At 59.8% G+C, this 15,680-nt stretch carries 15 protein-coding genes; 13 read left to right on the plus strand and 2 right to left on the minus strand.

The features are described from left to right. The first annotated feature begins 20 nt into the window (after window positions 1-20). Window positions 21-2,480: a ComEC/Rec2 family competence protein gene (locus AB8B29_RS06690; RefSeq protein ID WP_037201937.1), complete on the plus strand. Its 2,460-nt coding sequence runs from the start codon at window positions 21-23 to the stop codon at window positions 2,478-2,480. Here AB8B29_RS06690 and lexA read toward each other — a convergent pair. Continuing rightward, complete coding sequence (gene lexA / locus AB8B29_RS06695; RefSeq protein WP_037201940.1) at window positions 2,461-3,183, minus strand: transcriptional repressor LexA; 723 nt, start codon at window positions 3,181-3,183, stop codon at window positions 2,461-2,463. The two genes, AB8B29_RS06690 and lexA, sit on opposite strands and share 20 nt — an antisense overlap. A 423-nt stretch (window positions 3,184-3,606) precedes the next feature. On the opposite strand from lexA, the gene AB8B29_RS06700 reads away from it, so the two are divergent. From AB8B29_RS06700 to lipA, 12 genes are all read left to right on the plus strand, one after another. After that, entirely contained in the window at window positions 3,607-4,494 is an 888-nt protein-coding gene (locus AB8B29_RS06700) for a VOC family protein (protein WP_037201942.1), read from the plus strand. Further along, window positions 4,491-5,330: a 3-deoxy-8-phosphooctulonate synthase gene (kdsA, locus tag AB8B29_RS06705; protein ID WP_037201944.1), complete on the plus strand. Its 840-nt coding sequence runs from the start codon at window positions 4,491-4,493 to the stop codon at window positions 5,328-5,330. Before AB8B29_RS06700 ends, kdsA begins: the two co-directional genes overlap by 4 nt. Before the next feature lie 149 nt (window positions 5,331-5,479). After that, on the plus strand, window positions 5,480-6,754 hold the full coding sequence (eno, locus tag AB8B29_RS06710) for a phosphopyruvate hydratase (protein WP_037201947.1): 1,275 nt from the start codon (window positions 5,480-5,482) through the stop codon (window positions 6,752-6,754). A gap of 230 nt (window positions 6,755-6,984) precedes the next feature. Beyond that, window positions 6,985-7,296, plus strand: a complete 312-nt coding sequence (locus AB8B29_RS06715; RefSeq protein WP_037201949.1) for an FtsB family cell division protein — start codon at window positions 6,985-6,987, stop codon at window positions 7,294-7,296. A gap of 157 nt (window positions 7,297-7,453) precedes the next feature. Further along, window positions 7,454-8,497: a pyruvate dehydrogenase (acetyl-transferring) E1 component subunit alpha gene (gene pdhA, locus AB8B29_RS06720; protein WP_034505126.1), complete on the plus strand. Its 1,044-nt coding sequence runs from the start codon at window positions 7,454-7,456 to the stop codon at window positions 8,495-8,497. Window positions 8,498-8,514: 17 nt separating this feature from the next. Beyond that, on the plus strand, window positions 8,515-9,891 hold the full coding sequence (locus AB8B29_RS06725) for a pyruvate dehydrogenase complex E1 component subunit beta (protein ID WP_037201952.1): 1,377 nt from the start codon (window positions 8,515-8,517) through the stop codon (window positions 9,889-9,891). Window positions 9,892-9,906: 15 nt separating this feature from the next. Then, entirely contained in the window at window positions 9,907-11,265 is a 1,359-nt protein-coding gene (locus AB8B29_RS06730; RefSeq protein WP_037201955.1) for a pyruvate dehydrogenase complex dihydrolipoamide acetyltransferase, read from the plus strand. A gap of 138 nt (window positions 11,266-11,403) precedes the next feature. Then, window positions 11,404-12,045, plus strand: coding sequence for an SGNH/GDSL hydrolase family protein (locus AB8B29_RS06735; protein WP_037201958.1), 642 nt, complete (start codon window positions 11,404-11,406; stop codon window positions 12,043-12,045). 54 nt (window positions 12,046-12,099) lie between these two features. Beyond that, complete coding sequence (gene lpdA, locus AB8B29_RS06740) at window positions 12,100-13,545, plus strand: dihydrolipoyl dehydrogenase (protein ID WP_037201960.1); 1,446 nt, start codon at window positions 12,100-12,102, stop codon at window positions 13,543-13,545. 55 nt (window positions 13,546-13,600) lie between these two features. Next, window positions 13,601-13,855 carry a GlsB/YeaQ/YmgE family stress response membrane protein gene (locus AB8B29_RS06745; protein ID WP_034480636.1) on the plus strand — a complete coding sequence of 85 codons (255 nt, stop codon included), beginning with the start codon at window positions 13,601-13,603 and terminating at the stop codon, window positions 13,853-13,855. A gap of 68 nt (window positions 13,856-13,923) precedes the next feature. Next, window positions 13,924-14,172, plus strand: coding sequence for a GlsB/YeaQ/YmgE family stress response membrane protein (locus AB8B29_RS06750; protein WP_037201967.1), 249 nt, complete (start codon window positions 13,924-13,926; stop codon window positions 14,170-14,172). Between the two features lie 36 nt (window positions 14,173-14,208). Next, complete coding sequence (gene lipA / locus AB8B29_RS06755; RefSeq protein ID WP_037201970.1) at window positions 14,209-15,180, plus strand: lipoyl synthase; 972 nt, start codon at window positions 14,209-14,211, stop codon at window positions 15,178-15,180. A 38-nt stretch (window positions 15,181-15,218) separates the two neighbouring features. Here lipA and AB8B29_RS06760 read toward each other — a convergent pair whose 3' ends face one another. Further along, entirely contained in the window at window positions 15,219-15,593 is a 375-nt protein-coding gene (locus AB8B29_RS06760; RefSeq protein WP_037201973.1) for a VOC family protein, read from the minus strand. Between the last annotated feature and the right edge of the window lie 87 nt (window positions 15,594-15,680).

Below are 15,680 nucleotides of genomic sequence, written 5' to 3' on the forward strand. Positions count from 1 at the left end.
TTGCGTGAGGCAGGCAGTGAATGCCTAATTTAGAGGCACCGGAGCAGCAGGAGGATGGCAGGAATCTTCCTGGGCCTGCAGAGCCTCACCATGCCGCCACGCCCCTTGTTTCTCGTGCCAAAGCGGAGCAGCGGGAGCGGACGCAGGATCAGGCGCCGCCGGTCGCGCGTTTCTACCTGGCTGTCAGTCGCATCAGATCCTTTGTTTGGCGCCTGATCGAAGAGGAGGCCGCGCATGGTCGTGCCATCCTGTTTGCGCCGATCTATATGGGCCTCGGCGCGATCTTCTGGTTCAAGGCCGATATCGATCCGCCGCCGCAGACGGTCCTTGCTGCGCTTCTGGTCCTGGCTGGCAGCTTTCTTTTCAGGCGCGAAGCGGGCCGCGTGCTTCGGCATGTCCTCTTCGCCGGCATGCTGGTTTGTCTGGGCATGGCTCTGGCACAGTGGGAAAGCTGGCGGGCATCGACCGTCATGCTCGACTCGGCTGTGACCACGACCGTCACAGGTCGGATCGAAAGGCGAGAATCCTACGATAACGGAGGTTGGCGATACGTCGTCAAAGTCGACAAGACAGAAAAGCCGGCCATTCGCAGACCGCCGGAGCGCGTCACCATTTTCGTGCGCAAACAGGCAGAACCGTTCAACCTCGGCGACCGCATCCAGGGCAAGGCGCGACTGACGCCTCCGGCCGGACCTGCTCTGCCTGATCTCAACGATTTCGCGTTCAGTTCCTATTTCAACGGCATCGGTGCAAACGGCTTTGCCTTTGGAAAGCCGACCCTTCTGTCACCGGCCAGTGATGTTGCGGCGGATTCGGTGTTGGATAAGGCGGATATCTGGCTTGCCGGCCTGCGCAACAGCATAGGCGACAGGATTAGAAGGACCTTGCCCGGTGACACCGGCGCTTTCGCGGCCTCACTTGTCACCGATGAGAGACGCGCGCTTTCGGACGAAACGACCGAAGCGCTGCGAATGGCCGGGCTCACGCATATCATTGCCATTTCCGGCCTCAACATGGCGCTTTCGGCCGGTATCTTCTATATCGGCCTGCGTTATCTGTTCAGCCTGTTTCCCGGCATGGCGCAGGCATGGCCGACCAAGAAGATAGCCGCTTTCGGCGCGCTGGTAACCCTGACGGCTTACTATCTCATTTCCGGCTTTGGCGTGTCGGCCGAACGCGCCTTTATCATGATGGCGATCATGCTGGTTGCCGTGCTCTTCGACCGGCCGTCGATCAGTCTGCGCAACGTTGCGCTCTCGGCAATCGTCATTCTCAGCCTGTCGCCGTCGCAGGTGCTCGGACCGAGCTTCCAGATGTCCTACGCCGCGACGCTGGCGCTGGTATCCGGCTACACGCTTTGGAAACGGCGCCAGCATCGGGAAAATATTCTTTCGCGCTCCAGGCTCCTGAGCCCGTTGCTGTTCGTTACGCGCTTCTTCGGCAGCATATTGTCGACCTCCTTCATTGGCGGCGCGTCGACGGCGATCTTCTCGATCGAGCATTTTCACCGGTTGGCGACATACGGCCTTGCAGCCAATCTCGCTGCGATGCCGATCGTCTCCTTCGTCGTCATGCCGTTTGGCATGGCGGCCATGTTGCTTATGCCATTTGGCCTCGACGGGCCCTTTTGGCAAATCACCGGCGAGGGACTGGAGTTGGTCATCGCTATCGCCAAAACGGTGGCGGGATGGGGCGGCGATATTACCTTCGGCCGCCAGCCCGCCTGGCTTATGCCGACGTTCATCACAGGCTTTCTGCTCATGACGATGTTGCGAACGAGCGTGCGCCATGTGGGCCTGCTGTTGCTGCTTTCTTCCCTCGGCGTGGCAGCATTCGGCTCTGGCGTGCCCAAACCGGATCTTATGATTTCCGAGGATGGTGTTCTGGTTGCCTTGCGACAGGACGACATACTGGCAACAAATCGCGAAAGACCGCAGGCTTTCATTTTCGAACAGTGGCAGAGGGCGCTGGTTGCGAGCGAGCATCAACCTCCGACTATCCTTCCTGTTGACAGCCGCCTTCCCCAGATCAGCAAGACGGATCATCGCCGGCGATTGAGCGTCGAAGAGCAGGGCGCAGTTCGCAAGGCAATGGATGAAGCACTCGACCAGGCCATGCAGGGCAGTTTTGCTTGCCAAAAGGGCGCATGGTGCGTCGCGATGCTTGAAAATGGCGCGATGCTGGTCACCATCGAGGACGCAGCTTACCTGTCGCCGGCCTGCGATACGGCCAATATCGTCGTCACTCCCGTACGACTACGCCTGGATCGCTGCCGCTCCGGCGCCATGCTTTTCACAGGCGCCACATTGCGGCAGACAGGGTCCATTGAGATGGACCTCAGCACCGACAAGCCAAATGTGGTAACTGCGTTCGAAAATCCACAGCGCCCATGGGCTCGGCACAGAACATACGATTGGCGCACAGGCACATTCGGCGCGCCGATCGTCCGAGCATCACCGGTCAGTGATAACGGCGAATGAGGCCAACGAGCTTGCCTTGCACCTTGACGCGATCCGGCCCGAAGATGCGGGTTTCATAAGCGGGATTGGCTGCCTCGAGCGCGATGGAGGCCCCCTTGCGGCGGAAGCGCTTCAACGTCGCTTCCTCGTCGTCGACGAGCGCGACGACGATATCGCCCGGATTGGCAGTCGTTGCATTGCGAATGATGACCGTATCGCCGTCAAAAATGCCGGCATCGATCATTGAATCGCCTCTTACTTCCAGCGCATAGTGCTCGCCCGAGCCGAGCATGTCGGCAGGGACGGTTATGTCGTGGGTATTGTTTTGGATGGCCGAGATCGGAACGCCAGCGGCGATGCGGCCCATGACCGGTACCGAAACAGAACTGTTCTGGTCGTCGTTCGCCACTTTTGGCGGAGCAGGCGGCGCAACTGGCTGGGGTTTGCCGAGGCTGCCTTCGATGACGCTCGGCGAAAAGCCGCGGCGCGGCTGCAGGCTTGGATTATAGGCATCCGGCAGCTTGATGACCTCAAGCGCTCTGGCCCTGTTCGGTAGCCGGCGGATGAACCCTCGTTCCTCCAAAGCCGTGATCAGACGGTGAATACCGGATTTGGATGCAAGATCCAGCGCGTCCTTCATCTCGTCGAAAGATGGTGGCACGCCGGACTCCTTCATCCGTTCGTGAATGAAGAGAAGCAGTTCCTGCTGCTTGCGCGTCAACATCGTCTTGGAACCCCAGAATCGAGAAAAGCGTGAAACAAATCCAGAACGGACACTATATGTTCCATATGTGTTCCGCAAGTACTTAAATTTCGGTAAAGCTTTGCACGGACAGTTAAATATTCGACATCACTGGGTGGACCCGATAAAAGTCTCATATGGTTATATTCGCGCTAACATATCGGAAAACATAAGGAAATGCTGTTTAGTCCTTCATTGGGCGCATGCAGCCTACCTTGAGTAGCTGACGCATGGATGAAAGCCATTTTCACGACATGCGAATCCGGTACCGATCAAAGAATCAGCCGCGTGATCTGGCGTCTTCGACAGGACATGCGGTGTCTTGCGCCTCTATCGTCTTGCTTTCATCTTGAATTGGAGGATGGATGGGCGCAAACCTGCGGGCGCAGGAAAATAGGAGACATCATGACTTTGTCGCCGCATCCGCTGGATCATCTCGTATTGCCGACCGTCAATCTCGCTTTGGCGCGCGAGCGGCTCGGCAAGCTCGGTTTCACCGTCGCTCCCGACGCCCGGCATCCGTTCGGCACCGAGAATGCCTGTGTCTTCTTTGCGGACAAGACCTATCTTGAACCGCTGGCAGTGGCATCCCCCGAGCAATGTGAGGAGAGCGTCGGCGCGGGGAATGTCTTCGTTGCGCGCGATCAGGCCTACCGCTTCCGGCTCGGTGAAGACGGCTTTTCAGCCGTGGTGTTCGGCTCGGAGGATGCTGTCGCCGATGACGAGCGCTTTCGGGTAAGCGCCATCTCGGCGGGACGCATGCTGGATTTCTCGCGTCCCATGAAAATGCCGGATGGAACGGAGACCGTCGCCGGTTTTCGTCTCGCTTTCGCCGCCGATCTGCGTGCGCCGGATTTTCTGGCCTTCTGCTGCCAGCGCATCAATCCGCTGCCGGCCGATCGCAGCGTGCTGGAGCGCCATGAAAACGGCGTCACCGGCATTGCGCGGGTGGCGATATCGACACCCACCCCGGCCGCATTCCGCACTTTCTTCGAAGCGATCGTCGGTGAACCCTGGATATCGGAACATTCTTTCGGTCTGACGATCAGGGCGGCCAATGCCGATATCGAGCTCCTGACGCCGGCAGGCATGGAAGCGTTTTACGATTTGCCTGTTCACTCGGACGATCCCGGCTTGCAGGCGCGCGCAATCCTTTTCAAAACACGCGATCTTTCCGTGACATCGTCGCATTTCGCTGCTAACGGCGTCACCTACACGCGTAAGAACAATCGTATATTGACAAGGCTGGCCCCCGGACCGGGCGCCCTGTTCGCCTTCGAGGAGATAGCATGAGCACGAATTCTGAAGTGATCGTCGGCGAGGGAGCCTCCAAGGTTCTGTTTTCCAACACCGCCAAGCTGTCGCTTATTGCTGGTCCGTGTCAGATGGAAAGCCGCGAGCATGCTTTTATGGTTGCTGGCGCCCTGAAGGAACTCTGCGGCAAGCTTGGCATCGGCCTTGTCTACAAATCCTCCTATGACAAGGCGAACCGGACTTCGCTCTCCGGCAAGCGCGGAATCGGCCTTGAAAAATCCATGGAAGTCTTTGCCGATCTGAAAAAGGAATACGGTTTTCCGGTCTTGACCGACATTCACACGGAAGAGCAGTGTGCTATCGTCGCAAAGACGGTCGATATCCTGCAGATCCCGGCCTTCCTGTCGCGCCAGACAGACCTGCTGGTTGCCGCCGCCAAGACCGGCCGCGTCGTCAACGTCAAGAAGGGACAGTTTCTGGCTCCCTGGGACATGAAGAACGTGCTTGCCAAGCTGAACGACAGCGGTAACCCGAACATTCTTCTGTGCGAGCGCGGCGCCTCCTTCGGCTACAATACACTGGTCTCCGACATGCGCTCGCTGCCGATCATGGCGGCGATGGGCGCGCCGGTGATTTTCGATGCGACCCATTCCGTGCAGCAGCCCGGCGGGCAGGGCGGTTCGACGGGCGGCGATCGCCGATTCGTCGAGACGCTGGCGCGCGCCGCCGTCGCCGTTGGCGTCGCCGGCGTTTTCGTCGAGACGCATGAAGATCCGGACAATGCGCCGTCGGACGGCCCGAACATGGTCTATCTGAAGGATATGCCGCGGCTTCTTGAGAAGCTGCTTGCCTTCGACGCCATCGCCAAGGCTTGAGAAATATCAGGCATTCAACAGGCTGACATGTATTTGCGTTACGGGGCCTGCAGGAGTGCGAAATCGGGGTGCGGAGCGGCATTGTAATTTCCGCGTCTTCGATTAAGACCATTTCAATCGATTTATAAACCAGCGAGCAGGAAGCTATCATGACCGCAATCACCGACATTATCGCCCGCGAGATTCTCGACAGCCGTGGCAATCCGACTGTCGAAGTCGATGTCTACCTCGAAGATGGCAGCATGGGCCGCGCGGCGGTTCCGTCGGGTGCGTCGACCGGCGCGCATGAAGCCGTCGAGCTTCGCGACGGCGGCAAGCGCTATCATGGCAAGGGCGTGGAGAAGGCTGTCGAAGCCGTCAATACCGAGATATTCGACGCGATCGGCGGCATGGACGCTGAAAATCAGATCCAGATCGACGACATCATGATCGAGCTTGACGGCACGCCGAACAAGTCCCGCATCGGCGCCAATGCCATCCTCGGCGTATCGCTCGCCGCCGCCAAGGCAGCTGCCCAGAGTGCAAACCTGCCGCTGTATCGCTATGTCGGCGGCGCTCACGCTCGCCTGCTCCCGGTTCCGATGATGAACATCATCAACGGCGGCGCCCATGCCGACAATCCGATCGATTTCCAGGAATTCATGATCCTGCCGCTCGGCGCAGACACTTTCCGCGATGCCGTGCGCATGGGCTCGGAAGTATTCCACGTCCTCAAGAAGGAACTGGCTTCCCAGGGCCACAACACGAACGTCGGTGACGAAGGTGGCTTTGCGCCTGGCCTCTCCAGCGCCCCTGCCGCTCTCGACTTCATCATGAAGTCGATCGAAAAAGCCGGCTACAAGCCGGGCGAAGAAATCGCTCTTGGCCTTGATTGCGCTTCGACCGAGTTCTTCAAGGACGGCAAGTACGTGCTCGAAGGCGAAGGCCGCACGCTGGAATCCGGCGCCATGGCCGAATATCTCGCTGAACTCGCCGCCAACTACCCGATCGTTTCGATCGAAGACGGCATGGCCGAGGACGACTGGGAAGGCTGGAAGACGCTCACCGACCTGATCGGCAAGAAGACGCAGCTCGTCGGCGACGACCTGTTCGTCACCAACTCCGCTCGTCTGCGCGATGGCATCCGCATGGGCGTCGCCAACTCGATCCTCGTCAAGGTCAACCAGATCGGCACGTTGACGGAAACGCTCGACGCTGTCGAAACCGCGCACAAGGCCAACTACACGGCCGTCATGTCGCACCGCTCCGGTGAAACCGAGGACTCGACCATCGCCGATCTCGCGGTTGCCACCAACTGCGGTCAGATCAAGACCGGCTCGCTGTCGCGCTCCGATCGTCTTGCCAAGTACAACCAGCTCATCCGCATCGAAGAAGGTCTCGGCCCGCAGGCGAAGTATGCCGGCCGCTCCATTCTTCGTGGCTGAGCCTGACCGGCAGGATCCGTGGGGTTTTGCTGTTCATATTCGCTGATCTTGAACCGCGCCCTCGGGCGCGGTTTTTTGTTGGGCGCGCGGTAGAGTCAACGGACGGTTAATCTCTCACGGCTAAAGTTGCTCTAGGTGTTTGATTTGACGTGATCTTATCCGCAGCCGCAATGCTTCCGTCGCATCGTCTGAGGTTTGAGATTGCCTACGGCAGGGCGTTTCGAGCGAGTATGTGGACAAAATATCATAAGAAGAGAAGGTTCGGCCGTTTCGTCCTTCCCGCCGTCACGGTCGCTTTTGTGAGCTACTTCGGCTATCACTGTGTGCACGGCGACTACGGCCTGAAGGCGACCGAGGTTTTCGAGCGGCGTCGGCTCGACCGCAGCAAGGAACTTGCCGATCTGGTCGCGAAGCGCGAGCACCTCGAAAAAGAGGTCGCTCTGCTCAGTGATGGCTCTCTGGACAAGGATATGCTTGACCAATACGCGCGCTATCAGTTGACCTATTCCAAGGCGAACGAGATCGTCATTTTCAACAAATAGCCATAATTAACCGGATTTCGGTTAATCATTCTTTTTGTAGTTATAACAATAACTTACGAAGAATATGAGCCATGCAATTATAGCATTGCTGTGGCGAACAATCTTGCCTATGTTACGCCTCACCATAAAACGAGGCTACTCACACAGGGAGGGTTGAATGGCGCCGCGAAAAACCGCGTCCGTTTCCAGCCGCAAGACAGTATCCAAGCCCGCCAAGGACACCAATGGCGGTCCGATCGCGGATTTCGACCGTGATGCTGAGCTCAAGGCTTATCGTGAGATGCTCCTGATCCGCCGTTTTGAAGAGAAGGCCGGCCAGCTTTACGGCATGGGCTTCATCGGCGGCTTCTGTCACCTTTACATTGGTCAGGAAGCTGTCGTCGTCGGCATGCAGATGGCTTTGAAGGACGGCGACCAGGTCATTACCGGTTATCGCGACCACGGGCACATGCTGGCAACCGGCATGGAAGCACGGGGCGTCATGGCCGAGCTTACCGGGCGCCAGGGCGGCTATTCCCGAGGGAAGGGCGGCTCCATGCACATGTTCTCCAAGGAAAAGAATTTCTACGGCGGCCACGGCATCGTCGGCGCGCAGGTCTCGCTCGGCACCGGTCTCGGTTTTGCCAACTGGTATCGTGGCAATGACAATGTCAGTGTCGCCTATTTCGGCGATGGCGCCGCCAACCAGGGCCAGGTCTACGAAAGCTTCAACATGGCGCAGCTTTGGAAGCTGCCTGTGATTTTCGTGATCGAGAACAACCGTTACGCCATGGGTACGTCGACGGCGCGCGCCACCGCGCAGGCCGATTTCTCCAAGCGTGGTGCGTCCTTCGGCATCCCGGGCATCCAGGTCGATGGCATGGACGTTCGCGCCGTCAAGGCTGCGGCTGACGAGGCTGTCGAGCACTGCCGTTCCGGCAAGGGCCCGATCATCTTGGAAATGCTGACCTATCGTTATCGTGGTCACTCCATGTCGGACCCGGCCAAGTATCGTTCCAAGGACGAAGTGCAGAAGATGCGCTCCGAACATGATCCGATCGAACAGGTTCGTGTTCGCCTTCTCGAAAAGGGCTGGGCAACGGAAGACGATCTCAAGGGTATCGACAAGGATGTTCGCGATATCGTCGCCGACAGTGCCGATTTCGCCCAGAACGATCCTGAGCCGGATGCCTCCGAGCTCTACACCGACATTCTGCTCTAAATCGGGGAGGGACATCCATGCCCATCGATATCCTTATGCCCGCCCTTTCTCCGACGATGGAAGAGGGCACCCTTTCGAAATGGCTCAAGAAGGAAGGCGACAAGGTCGTTTCCGGTGACGTCATTGCCGAAATCGAAACCGACAAGGCGACCATGGAAGTGGAAGCCGTCGACGAAGGCACGATCGGCAAGCTGCTGGTCGACGCCGGCACCGAAGGCGTCAAGGTCAACGCCAAGATCGCCATCCTGCTGCAGGACGGCGAATCCGCTTCCGATATTTCCGCCGTAAAGGCAGCGCCCGCTGCCGAGCCTGCCAAGGTCGAAACGCCTGCAGCGGCCGCTCCCGCGCCGGCACCTGTTCCGGCTCAGCCCAAAGCCGCTCCCGCCGATCCGGAAATCCCGGCCGGCACGGAAATGGTGTCGATGACGGTGCGTGAAGCGCTGCGCGACGCGATGGCCGAGGAAATGCGCGCCAATCCGGACGTTTTCGTCATGGGTGAGGAAGTCGCAGAATATCAAGGCGCCTACAAGGTCACCCAGGGCCTGCTGCAGGAGTTCGGTCCCCGCCGCGTTGTCGACACCCCGATCACCGAGCATGGCTTCGCCGGTATCGGCGTCGGTGCCGCCATGGCCGGCCTTCGCCCGATCGTCGAGTTCATGACCTTCAACTTCGCCATGCAGGCGATCGACCAGATCATCAACTCCGCCGCCAAGACGCTCTATATGTCCGGTGGCCAGATGGGCGCACCGATCGTCTTCCGCGGCCCGAACGGCGCGGCAGCTCGCGTCGGCGCTCAGCACAGCCAGGACTATGCCTCCTGGTACAGCCACATTCCCGGCCTCAAGGTCGTCATGCCCTATACGGCAGCCGACGCCAAAGGCCTGCTCAAGGCGGCGATCCGCGATCCGAACCCGGTCATCTTCCTCGAGAACGAAATTCTCTACGGCCAGCACTTCGACGTGCCGAAGCTTGATGATTTCGTTGTACCGATCGGCAAGGCCCGCATCCATCGTCCCGGCAAGGATGTCACGGTCGTATCCTTCGGTATTGGCATGACCTATGCCACCAAGGCCGTGGCCGAGCTGGAAGCCCAGGGCATCGATGTCGAACTCATCGACCTGCGCACCATCCGTCCGATGGATCTTCCGACGGTTATCGAATCCGTCAAGAAGACCGGCCGCCTTGTCACGGTCGAGGAAGGCTATCCGCAGTCCTCCGTCGGCACGGAAATCGCCACCCGCGTCATGCAGCAGGCTTTCGACTATCTCGATGCGCCGATCCTGACGATTGCCGGTAAGGACGTGCCCATGCCTTACGCCGCCAACCTCGAAAAGCTGGCGCTGCCGAATGTCGGTGAAGTGGTCGATGCGGTGAAAGCCGTTTGCTACAAATAAGGGGAGGGCTCATCGATGCCTATCAACATCACCATGCCTGCCCTCTCGCCGACCATGGAAGAGGGCAACCTCGCCAAGTGGCTGGTCAAGGAAGGCGATAAGATCAAGTCCGGCGACGTCATCGCCGAGATCGAGACCGACAAGGCAACGATGGAAGTCGAAGCCGTCGATGAAGGCACAGTCGCCAAGATCGTCGTTCCCGCCGGCACCGAAGGCGTGAAGGTCAATGCCTTGATCGCTGTGCTCGCCGGCGATGGCGAGGACGTTGCCGCTGCCGCCTCTGGTGCTGGTACCGCTCCGGCTCCTGCCGCGGCCCCCAAGGCGGAAGCAGCTCCTGCGGCTGCGCCGGCTACAACACCTGCTGCGGCAAGCGTCGCGGCTCCCGCTGCATCCGCTCCGGCCCCGGCAGCAACGGATGGTCATCGCACCTTCGCTTCGCCGCTCGCACGTCGCCTTGCCAAGGAAGCCGGCGTCGATGTGACAGCAGTTGCCGGCTCCGGCCCGCATGGCCGCGTGGTCAAGAAGGATATCGAAGCCGCGATATCAGGCGGTACTGCCAAGGCTGCTCCATCGGCAGCACCAACCGCACAGCCTGCTGCTGCCGCTGCTGCTCCGGCCGCAGCACCTAAGGGCATGTCGGAAGAGACCGTCCTCAAGCTGTTCGAGCCCGGTTCCTACGAGCTCGTACCGCATGACGGCATGCGCAAGACCATCGCCAAGCGCCTGCAGGAATCCAAGCAGACCATCCCGCATTTCTACGTCTCGGTCGATTGCGAACTCGACGCGCTGCTGGCGCTTCGCACGCAGCTCAACGATGCCGCTCCGAAGTCGAAGGACGGCGCGCCGGCCTACAAGCTTTCGGTCAACGACATGGTGATCAAGGCCCTGGCTCTTGCGCTGCGTGACGTGCCGGATGCCAACGTCTCCTGGACCGACAGCAATATGGTCAAGCACAAGCATGCCGATGTCGGCGTTGCCGTTTCCATTCCGGGCGGTCTGATCACGCCGATCATCCGCAGTGCCGAACTGAAGACGCTCTCCGCCATCTCCAACGAGATGAAGGACTACGGCAAGCGCGCCAAGGAGCGCAAGCTGAAGCCGGAGGAGTATCAGGGCGGCACGACCGCCGTATCGAACATGGGCATGATGGGCGTCAAGAACTTCGCCGCCGTCGTCAACCCGCCGCATGCGACCATTCTGGCCGTCGGCGCGGGCGAGCAGCGGGTGATCGTCAGGAAGGGCGAGATGGCGATCGCCACCGTGATGAGCGTCACGCTGTCGACCGACCATCGTGCCGTCGACGGCGCGCTCGGTGCCGAACTCCTGGCGGCCTTCAAGGGCTACATCGAAAACCCGATGGGGATGCTCGTCTGAGCTTAGAGCCGGATGATTTTAGGTCTATTCGACCTAAAATCTGAATCCGCTCTGGAATGAAATAGGTAGAGCGTGATGTCGCCCGAAATCCCCTCACACTTTTCGGCATCACGCTCTCGTCGCGACACGGAGGCATGAATGACCAAAACTGTTCTGTGTTACGGCGACTCGCTGACATGGGGCTATAACGCGGAGACCATCGGCCGTCATGCCTACGAAGACCGGTGGCCGAGCGTGCTGCAAAGGGCGCTCGGCAATCAGGTTCGCATCATCCCGGAAGGGCTGAACGGCCGCACGACCGCTTTCGACGATCATCTCGCCGATTGCGACCGCAATGGTGCGAGGATTCTGCCGACGATCCTGCAGACCCACAACCCGCTCGATCTCGTCATCCTCCTGCTCGGCACCAACGACATGAAACCGGTCGTGGCGGGTGCCGCTTTCGCGGCCACGCAAGGTGTGCGGCGATTGATTCAGCTCGTGCGCAATCATACATGGGGGTTCGGTTACGACGTCCCGGATATTCTGATCGTGGCGCCGCCCGTCATCTCCGAAACGGCCAACCCGGTCTTTGCCGCCAACTATCGCGGCGCGATCGAGGAATCGGCAATGCTTGCGACGCTTTACCGTGATCTTGCCGATGAGGAGAGCTGCGGCTTCTTTGATGCAGGTTCGGTTGCCATCACCACGCCGCTCGACGGCGTGCATCTCGATGTGGAAAACACCCGGGCGCTCGGTCGCGGCCTAGAGCCGATCGTGCGGATGATGCTCGGTCTCTGATAAATTAAGGCGCCGGGGCTTCCGATCCGCCGCCACCAATAAGGCAGGAAACATATGGCTGAGAATTACGACCTCATTATCATCGGTTCCGGTCCCGGCGGTTACGTCGCTGCCGTGCGTGCCGGCCAGCTTGGCCTGAAAACCGCAATCGTCGAGCGCGAACATCTGGGCGGCATCTGCCTCAACTGGGGCTGCATACCCACAAAGGCGTTGCTTCGCTCTGCCGAAATTCTCGATCATTCCAATCATCTGAAGGATTACGGCCTCGTTCTCGAAGGCAAGGTGAGCGCGGATGTGAAGGCGGTCGTCGCTCGCTCGCGCGGCGTTTCCGCCCGTCTCAACCAAGGCGTCGGCTTCTTGATGAAGAAAAACAAGGTCGACGTCATCTGGGGCGAAGCCAAGATAACCAAGCCGGGCGAGATCGTCGTCGGCAAGGCGAGTAAGCCGGCCGTCGAGCCACAGCATCCGTTGCCGAAGAACGTCAAGGGTGAGGGCACCTACACCGCCAAGCACATCATCGTCGCGACCGGCGCCCGTCCGCGCGCGCTGCCGGGCATCGAGCCGGACGGCAAGCTGATCTGGACCTATTTCGAAGCGCTGAAGCCGGATTTCCTGCCGAAGTCGCTGCTGGTCATGGGCTCCGGCGCCATCGGCATCGAATTCGCAAGCTTCTATCGCTCGATGGGCGTCGACGTCACCGTCGTCGAAGTCATGCCGACCATCATGCCGGTCGAAGATGCCGAAATCTCGGGCATTGCTCGCAAGCAGCTTGAGAAGCGCGGCCTGAAGATTTTCACCAAGGCGAAGGTCACAAAGGTCGACAAGGCTGCCAACAGCATCACCGCCCATGTCGAAACCGAAGACGGCAAGGTTCAGCAGATCGTTGCCGATCGCATGATTTCGGCCGTCGGCGTCCAGGGCAACATCGAAAACCTTGGGCTCGAAGCGCTCGGCGTGAAGACCGATCGCGGCTGCGTCGTCATCGACGGCTACGGCAAGACCAATGTTGCGGGCATCTACGCGATCGGCGACGTTGCCGGCCCGCCGATGCTGGCCCACAAGGCTGAGCATGAGGGCGTCGTCTGCGTCGAGAAGATCGCCGGGCTGCCGAATGTTCATCCGACCGACAAGAGCAAGGTTCCGGGCTGCACCTATTGCCAGCCGCAGGTTGCTTCCGTCGGCCTGACCGAAGCCAAGGCCAAGGAACTCGGCCACGATATCCGCGTCGGCCGCTTCTCCTTCGTCGCCAACGGCAAGGCGATCGCGCTCGGCGAGGACCAGGGTCTCTGCAAGGTCATCTTCGACAAGAAGACCGGCGAGCTGCTGGGCGCGCATATGGTCGGCGCCGAGGTCACCGAGCTCATCCAGGGCTTCGTCGTCGCCATGAACCTGGAGACGACGGAAGAAGAGCTGATGCACACGATCTTCCCGCATCCGACCGTTTCGGAAACGATGAAGGAGGCGGTGCTCGACGCCTACGGCCGGGTGCTGAACGCTTGATAATTTCCTGCCTCGCCCTTTATCCGAAGGGTGGAAAACAGCAAAGGAAATCAACATGTCTATAGCTGCTCAAGGTTGGATCGTCTTTCTTCTCATTGGGCTGGTCGCGGGTTTTCTCGCGAGCCTGGTGGTCGGGGGCGGCGGGCTCATCGGTTGCCTGGTGAGCGGGGTGATCGGGGCCTTTGTCGGCGGCTTCCTGTTCCACTGGTTCGGGATTTCGCTGGGTATTGAAAATGCGCTTGTCGTGGAGATCATCCATGCCACGGTCGGCGCGATCATCGTGGTGCTCTTGGCGAGATTGATCGTCTAGGGCACCTTGGCAAAACGCAACACGGCGTCCGGCAGGATCATTCCGAGGAGCGCCTGATCGAGGGTTTGATGGAAAGCGTAGGTTGGCTGGGTCTGATCATCATCGGCGGTCTTGCTGGCTGGCTCGCGGGCAAGCTGATGGATGCGCGCTACGGCATCATCCTCAACATCATCCTCGGCATCGCCGGCTCGGTGGTGGCCGCGGCTTTGATGGTGGCCCTGCATGTCGGCGTGCCCGGCGGCCGCCTCGGTTTTTTTATCACCGGTTTCATCGGTGCATGCATTCTGATATTCCTCGCTAAATTCGCACGGCGATGAATGGGCCGCACTTAAGCGGCGGAAAGTAGACGTTTCATGGTCACGATTCTCGACACGATCAATCCGGAAGCCAAGCGCGTACGACACCCGGAGAAGGCGCATCGGCCGGATACGGAAGTCCTGCGCAAGCCGGACTGGATTCGCGTCAAGGCGCCGACATCGAAGGGCTATGCCGAAACCCGCTCGATCGTGAAGGAGCATAAGCTCGTCACTGTCTGCGAGGAAGCGGGCTGCCCGAACATCGGCGAATGTTGGGACAAGAAGCACGCCACCTTCATGATCATGGGCGAGATCTGCACACGCGCCTGCGCCTTCTGCAATGTCGCCACCGGCAAGCCGAACGCGCTCGACATGGCCGAGCCGGAAAATGTCGCCAAGGCCGTCAAGCAGATGGGCCTCAGCCACGTCGTCATCACGTCGGTCGACCGCGATGATCTTGCGGACGGCGGCGCCGAGCATTTCGAGAAGGTGATCTGGGCGATCCGCGCCGCTTCGCCCATGACGACGATCGAAATCCTGACGCCGGACTTCCTGAAGAAGCCGGGCGCGCTGGAGCGCGTTGTCGCCGCCAAGCCGGACGTTTTCAATCACAATATGGAAACCGTGGCAGGCAACTATCTGACGGTCCGTCCGGGCGCACGCTACTTCCATTCGATCCGGCTGCTGCAGCGGGTCAAGGAACTGGATCCCACCATGTTCACCAAATCGGGCATCATGGTCGGCCTGGGCGAAGAGCGCAACGAAGTGCTGCAGCTGATGGACGACCTGCGTACCGCTGACGTCGACTTCCTGACCATCGGCCAGTATCTGCAGCCGACGCGCAAGCATCATCAGGTCATGAGCTTCGTCACGCCGGAAGAGTTCAAGTCCTACGAGACCGTGGCTTACACCAAGGGCTTCCTGATGGTCGCCTCCAGCCCGTTGACGCGCTCCTCCCACCATGCTGGCGACGATTTCGCCCGGCTGCGGGCTGCGCGCGAGAAGAAGGTTCTGCTAGCGGCGGAATAGGAGAACAGTCTCTCCGTCCTCAGGAGGGCGCAGAGATCTCAGGAATTTTTGGGTTCGAATAATTCGATCGCGTTGCCGGACGGGTCTTCGCACAGGATTTGTCGTCCGCCTGGTCCCTCTATGATGTCGTTGCGGAAATGAACACCATGTTCGCGCAGAGTGGAAACGAGCGCAGGCAATTCTCCTTGGATCTCAAGCACGAATCGGTTCCAGCCGCCCGGTTCAGGTTTGCGGCCATCCGGCATTGGCCGGGAAGCCGACGCCATCGGGCCTGCAAGCCACAATGTGAGGTCGTCCCGCGTCAGAATCGCCATTGCCGGTCCGAACTGTTGCTTTAGCGTAAAGCCGAAATGCTTCAGATAGAATGCCGCTGCCGTTTCGACATCCTCGACTATGTACCGCACCGTCGCCATTGCGCTGCTCCTCGATCTGGCTAAGGGATGCTACCACGGTTTTCGCGTGCTTCGCCATAAGATCGTCATCCGTTTGATTTAGGAAAC

Origin of the sequence: Rhizobium sp. 11_C7_N12_5, assembly GCF_051811145.1 — a bacterium.
GTDB classification, from domain to species: domain Bacteria; phylum Pseudomonadota; class Alphaproteobacteria; order Rhizobiales; family Rhizobiaceae; genus Rhizobium; species Rhizobium lusitanum.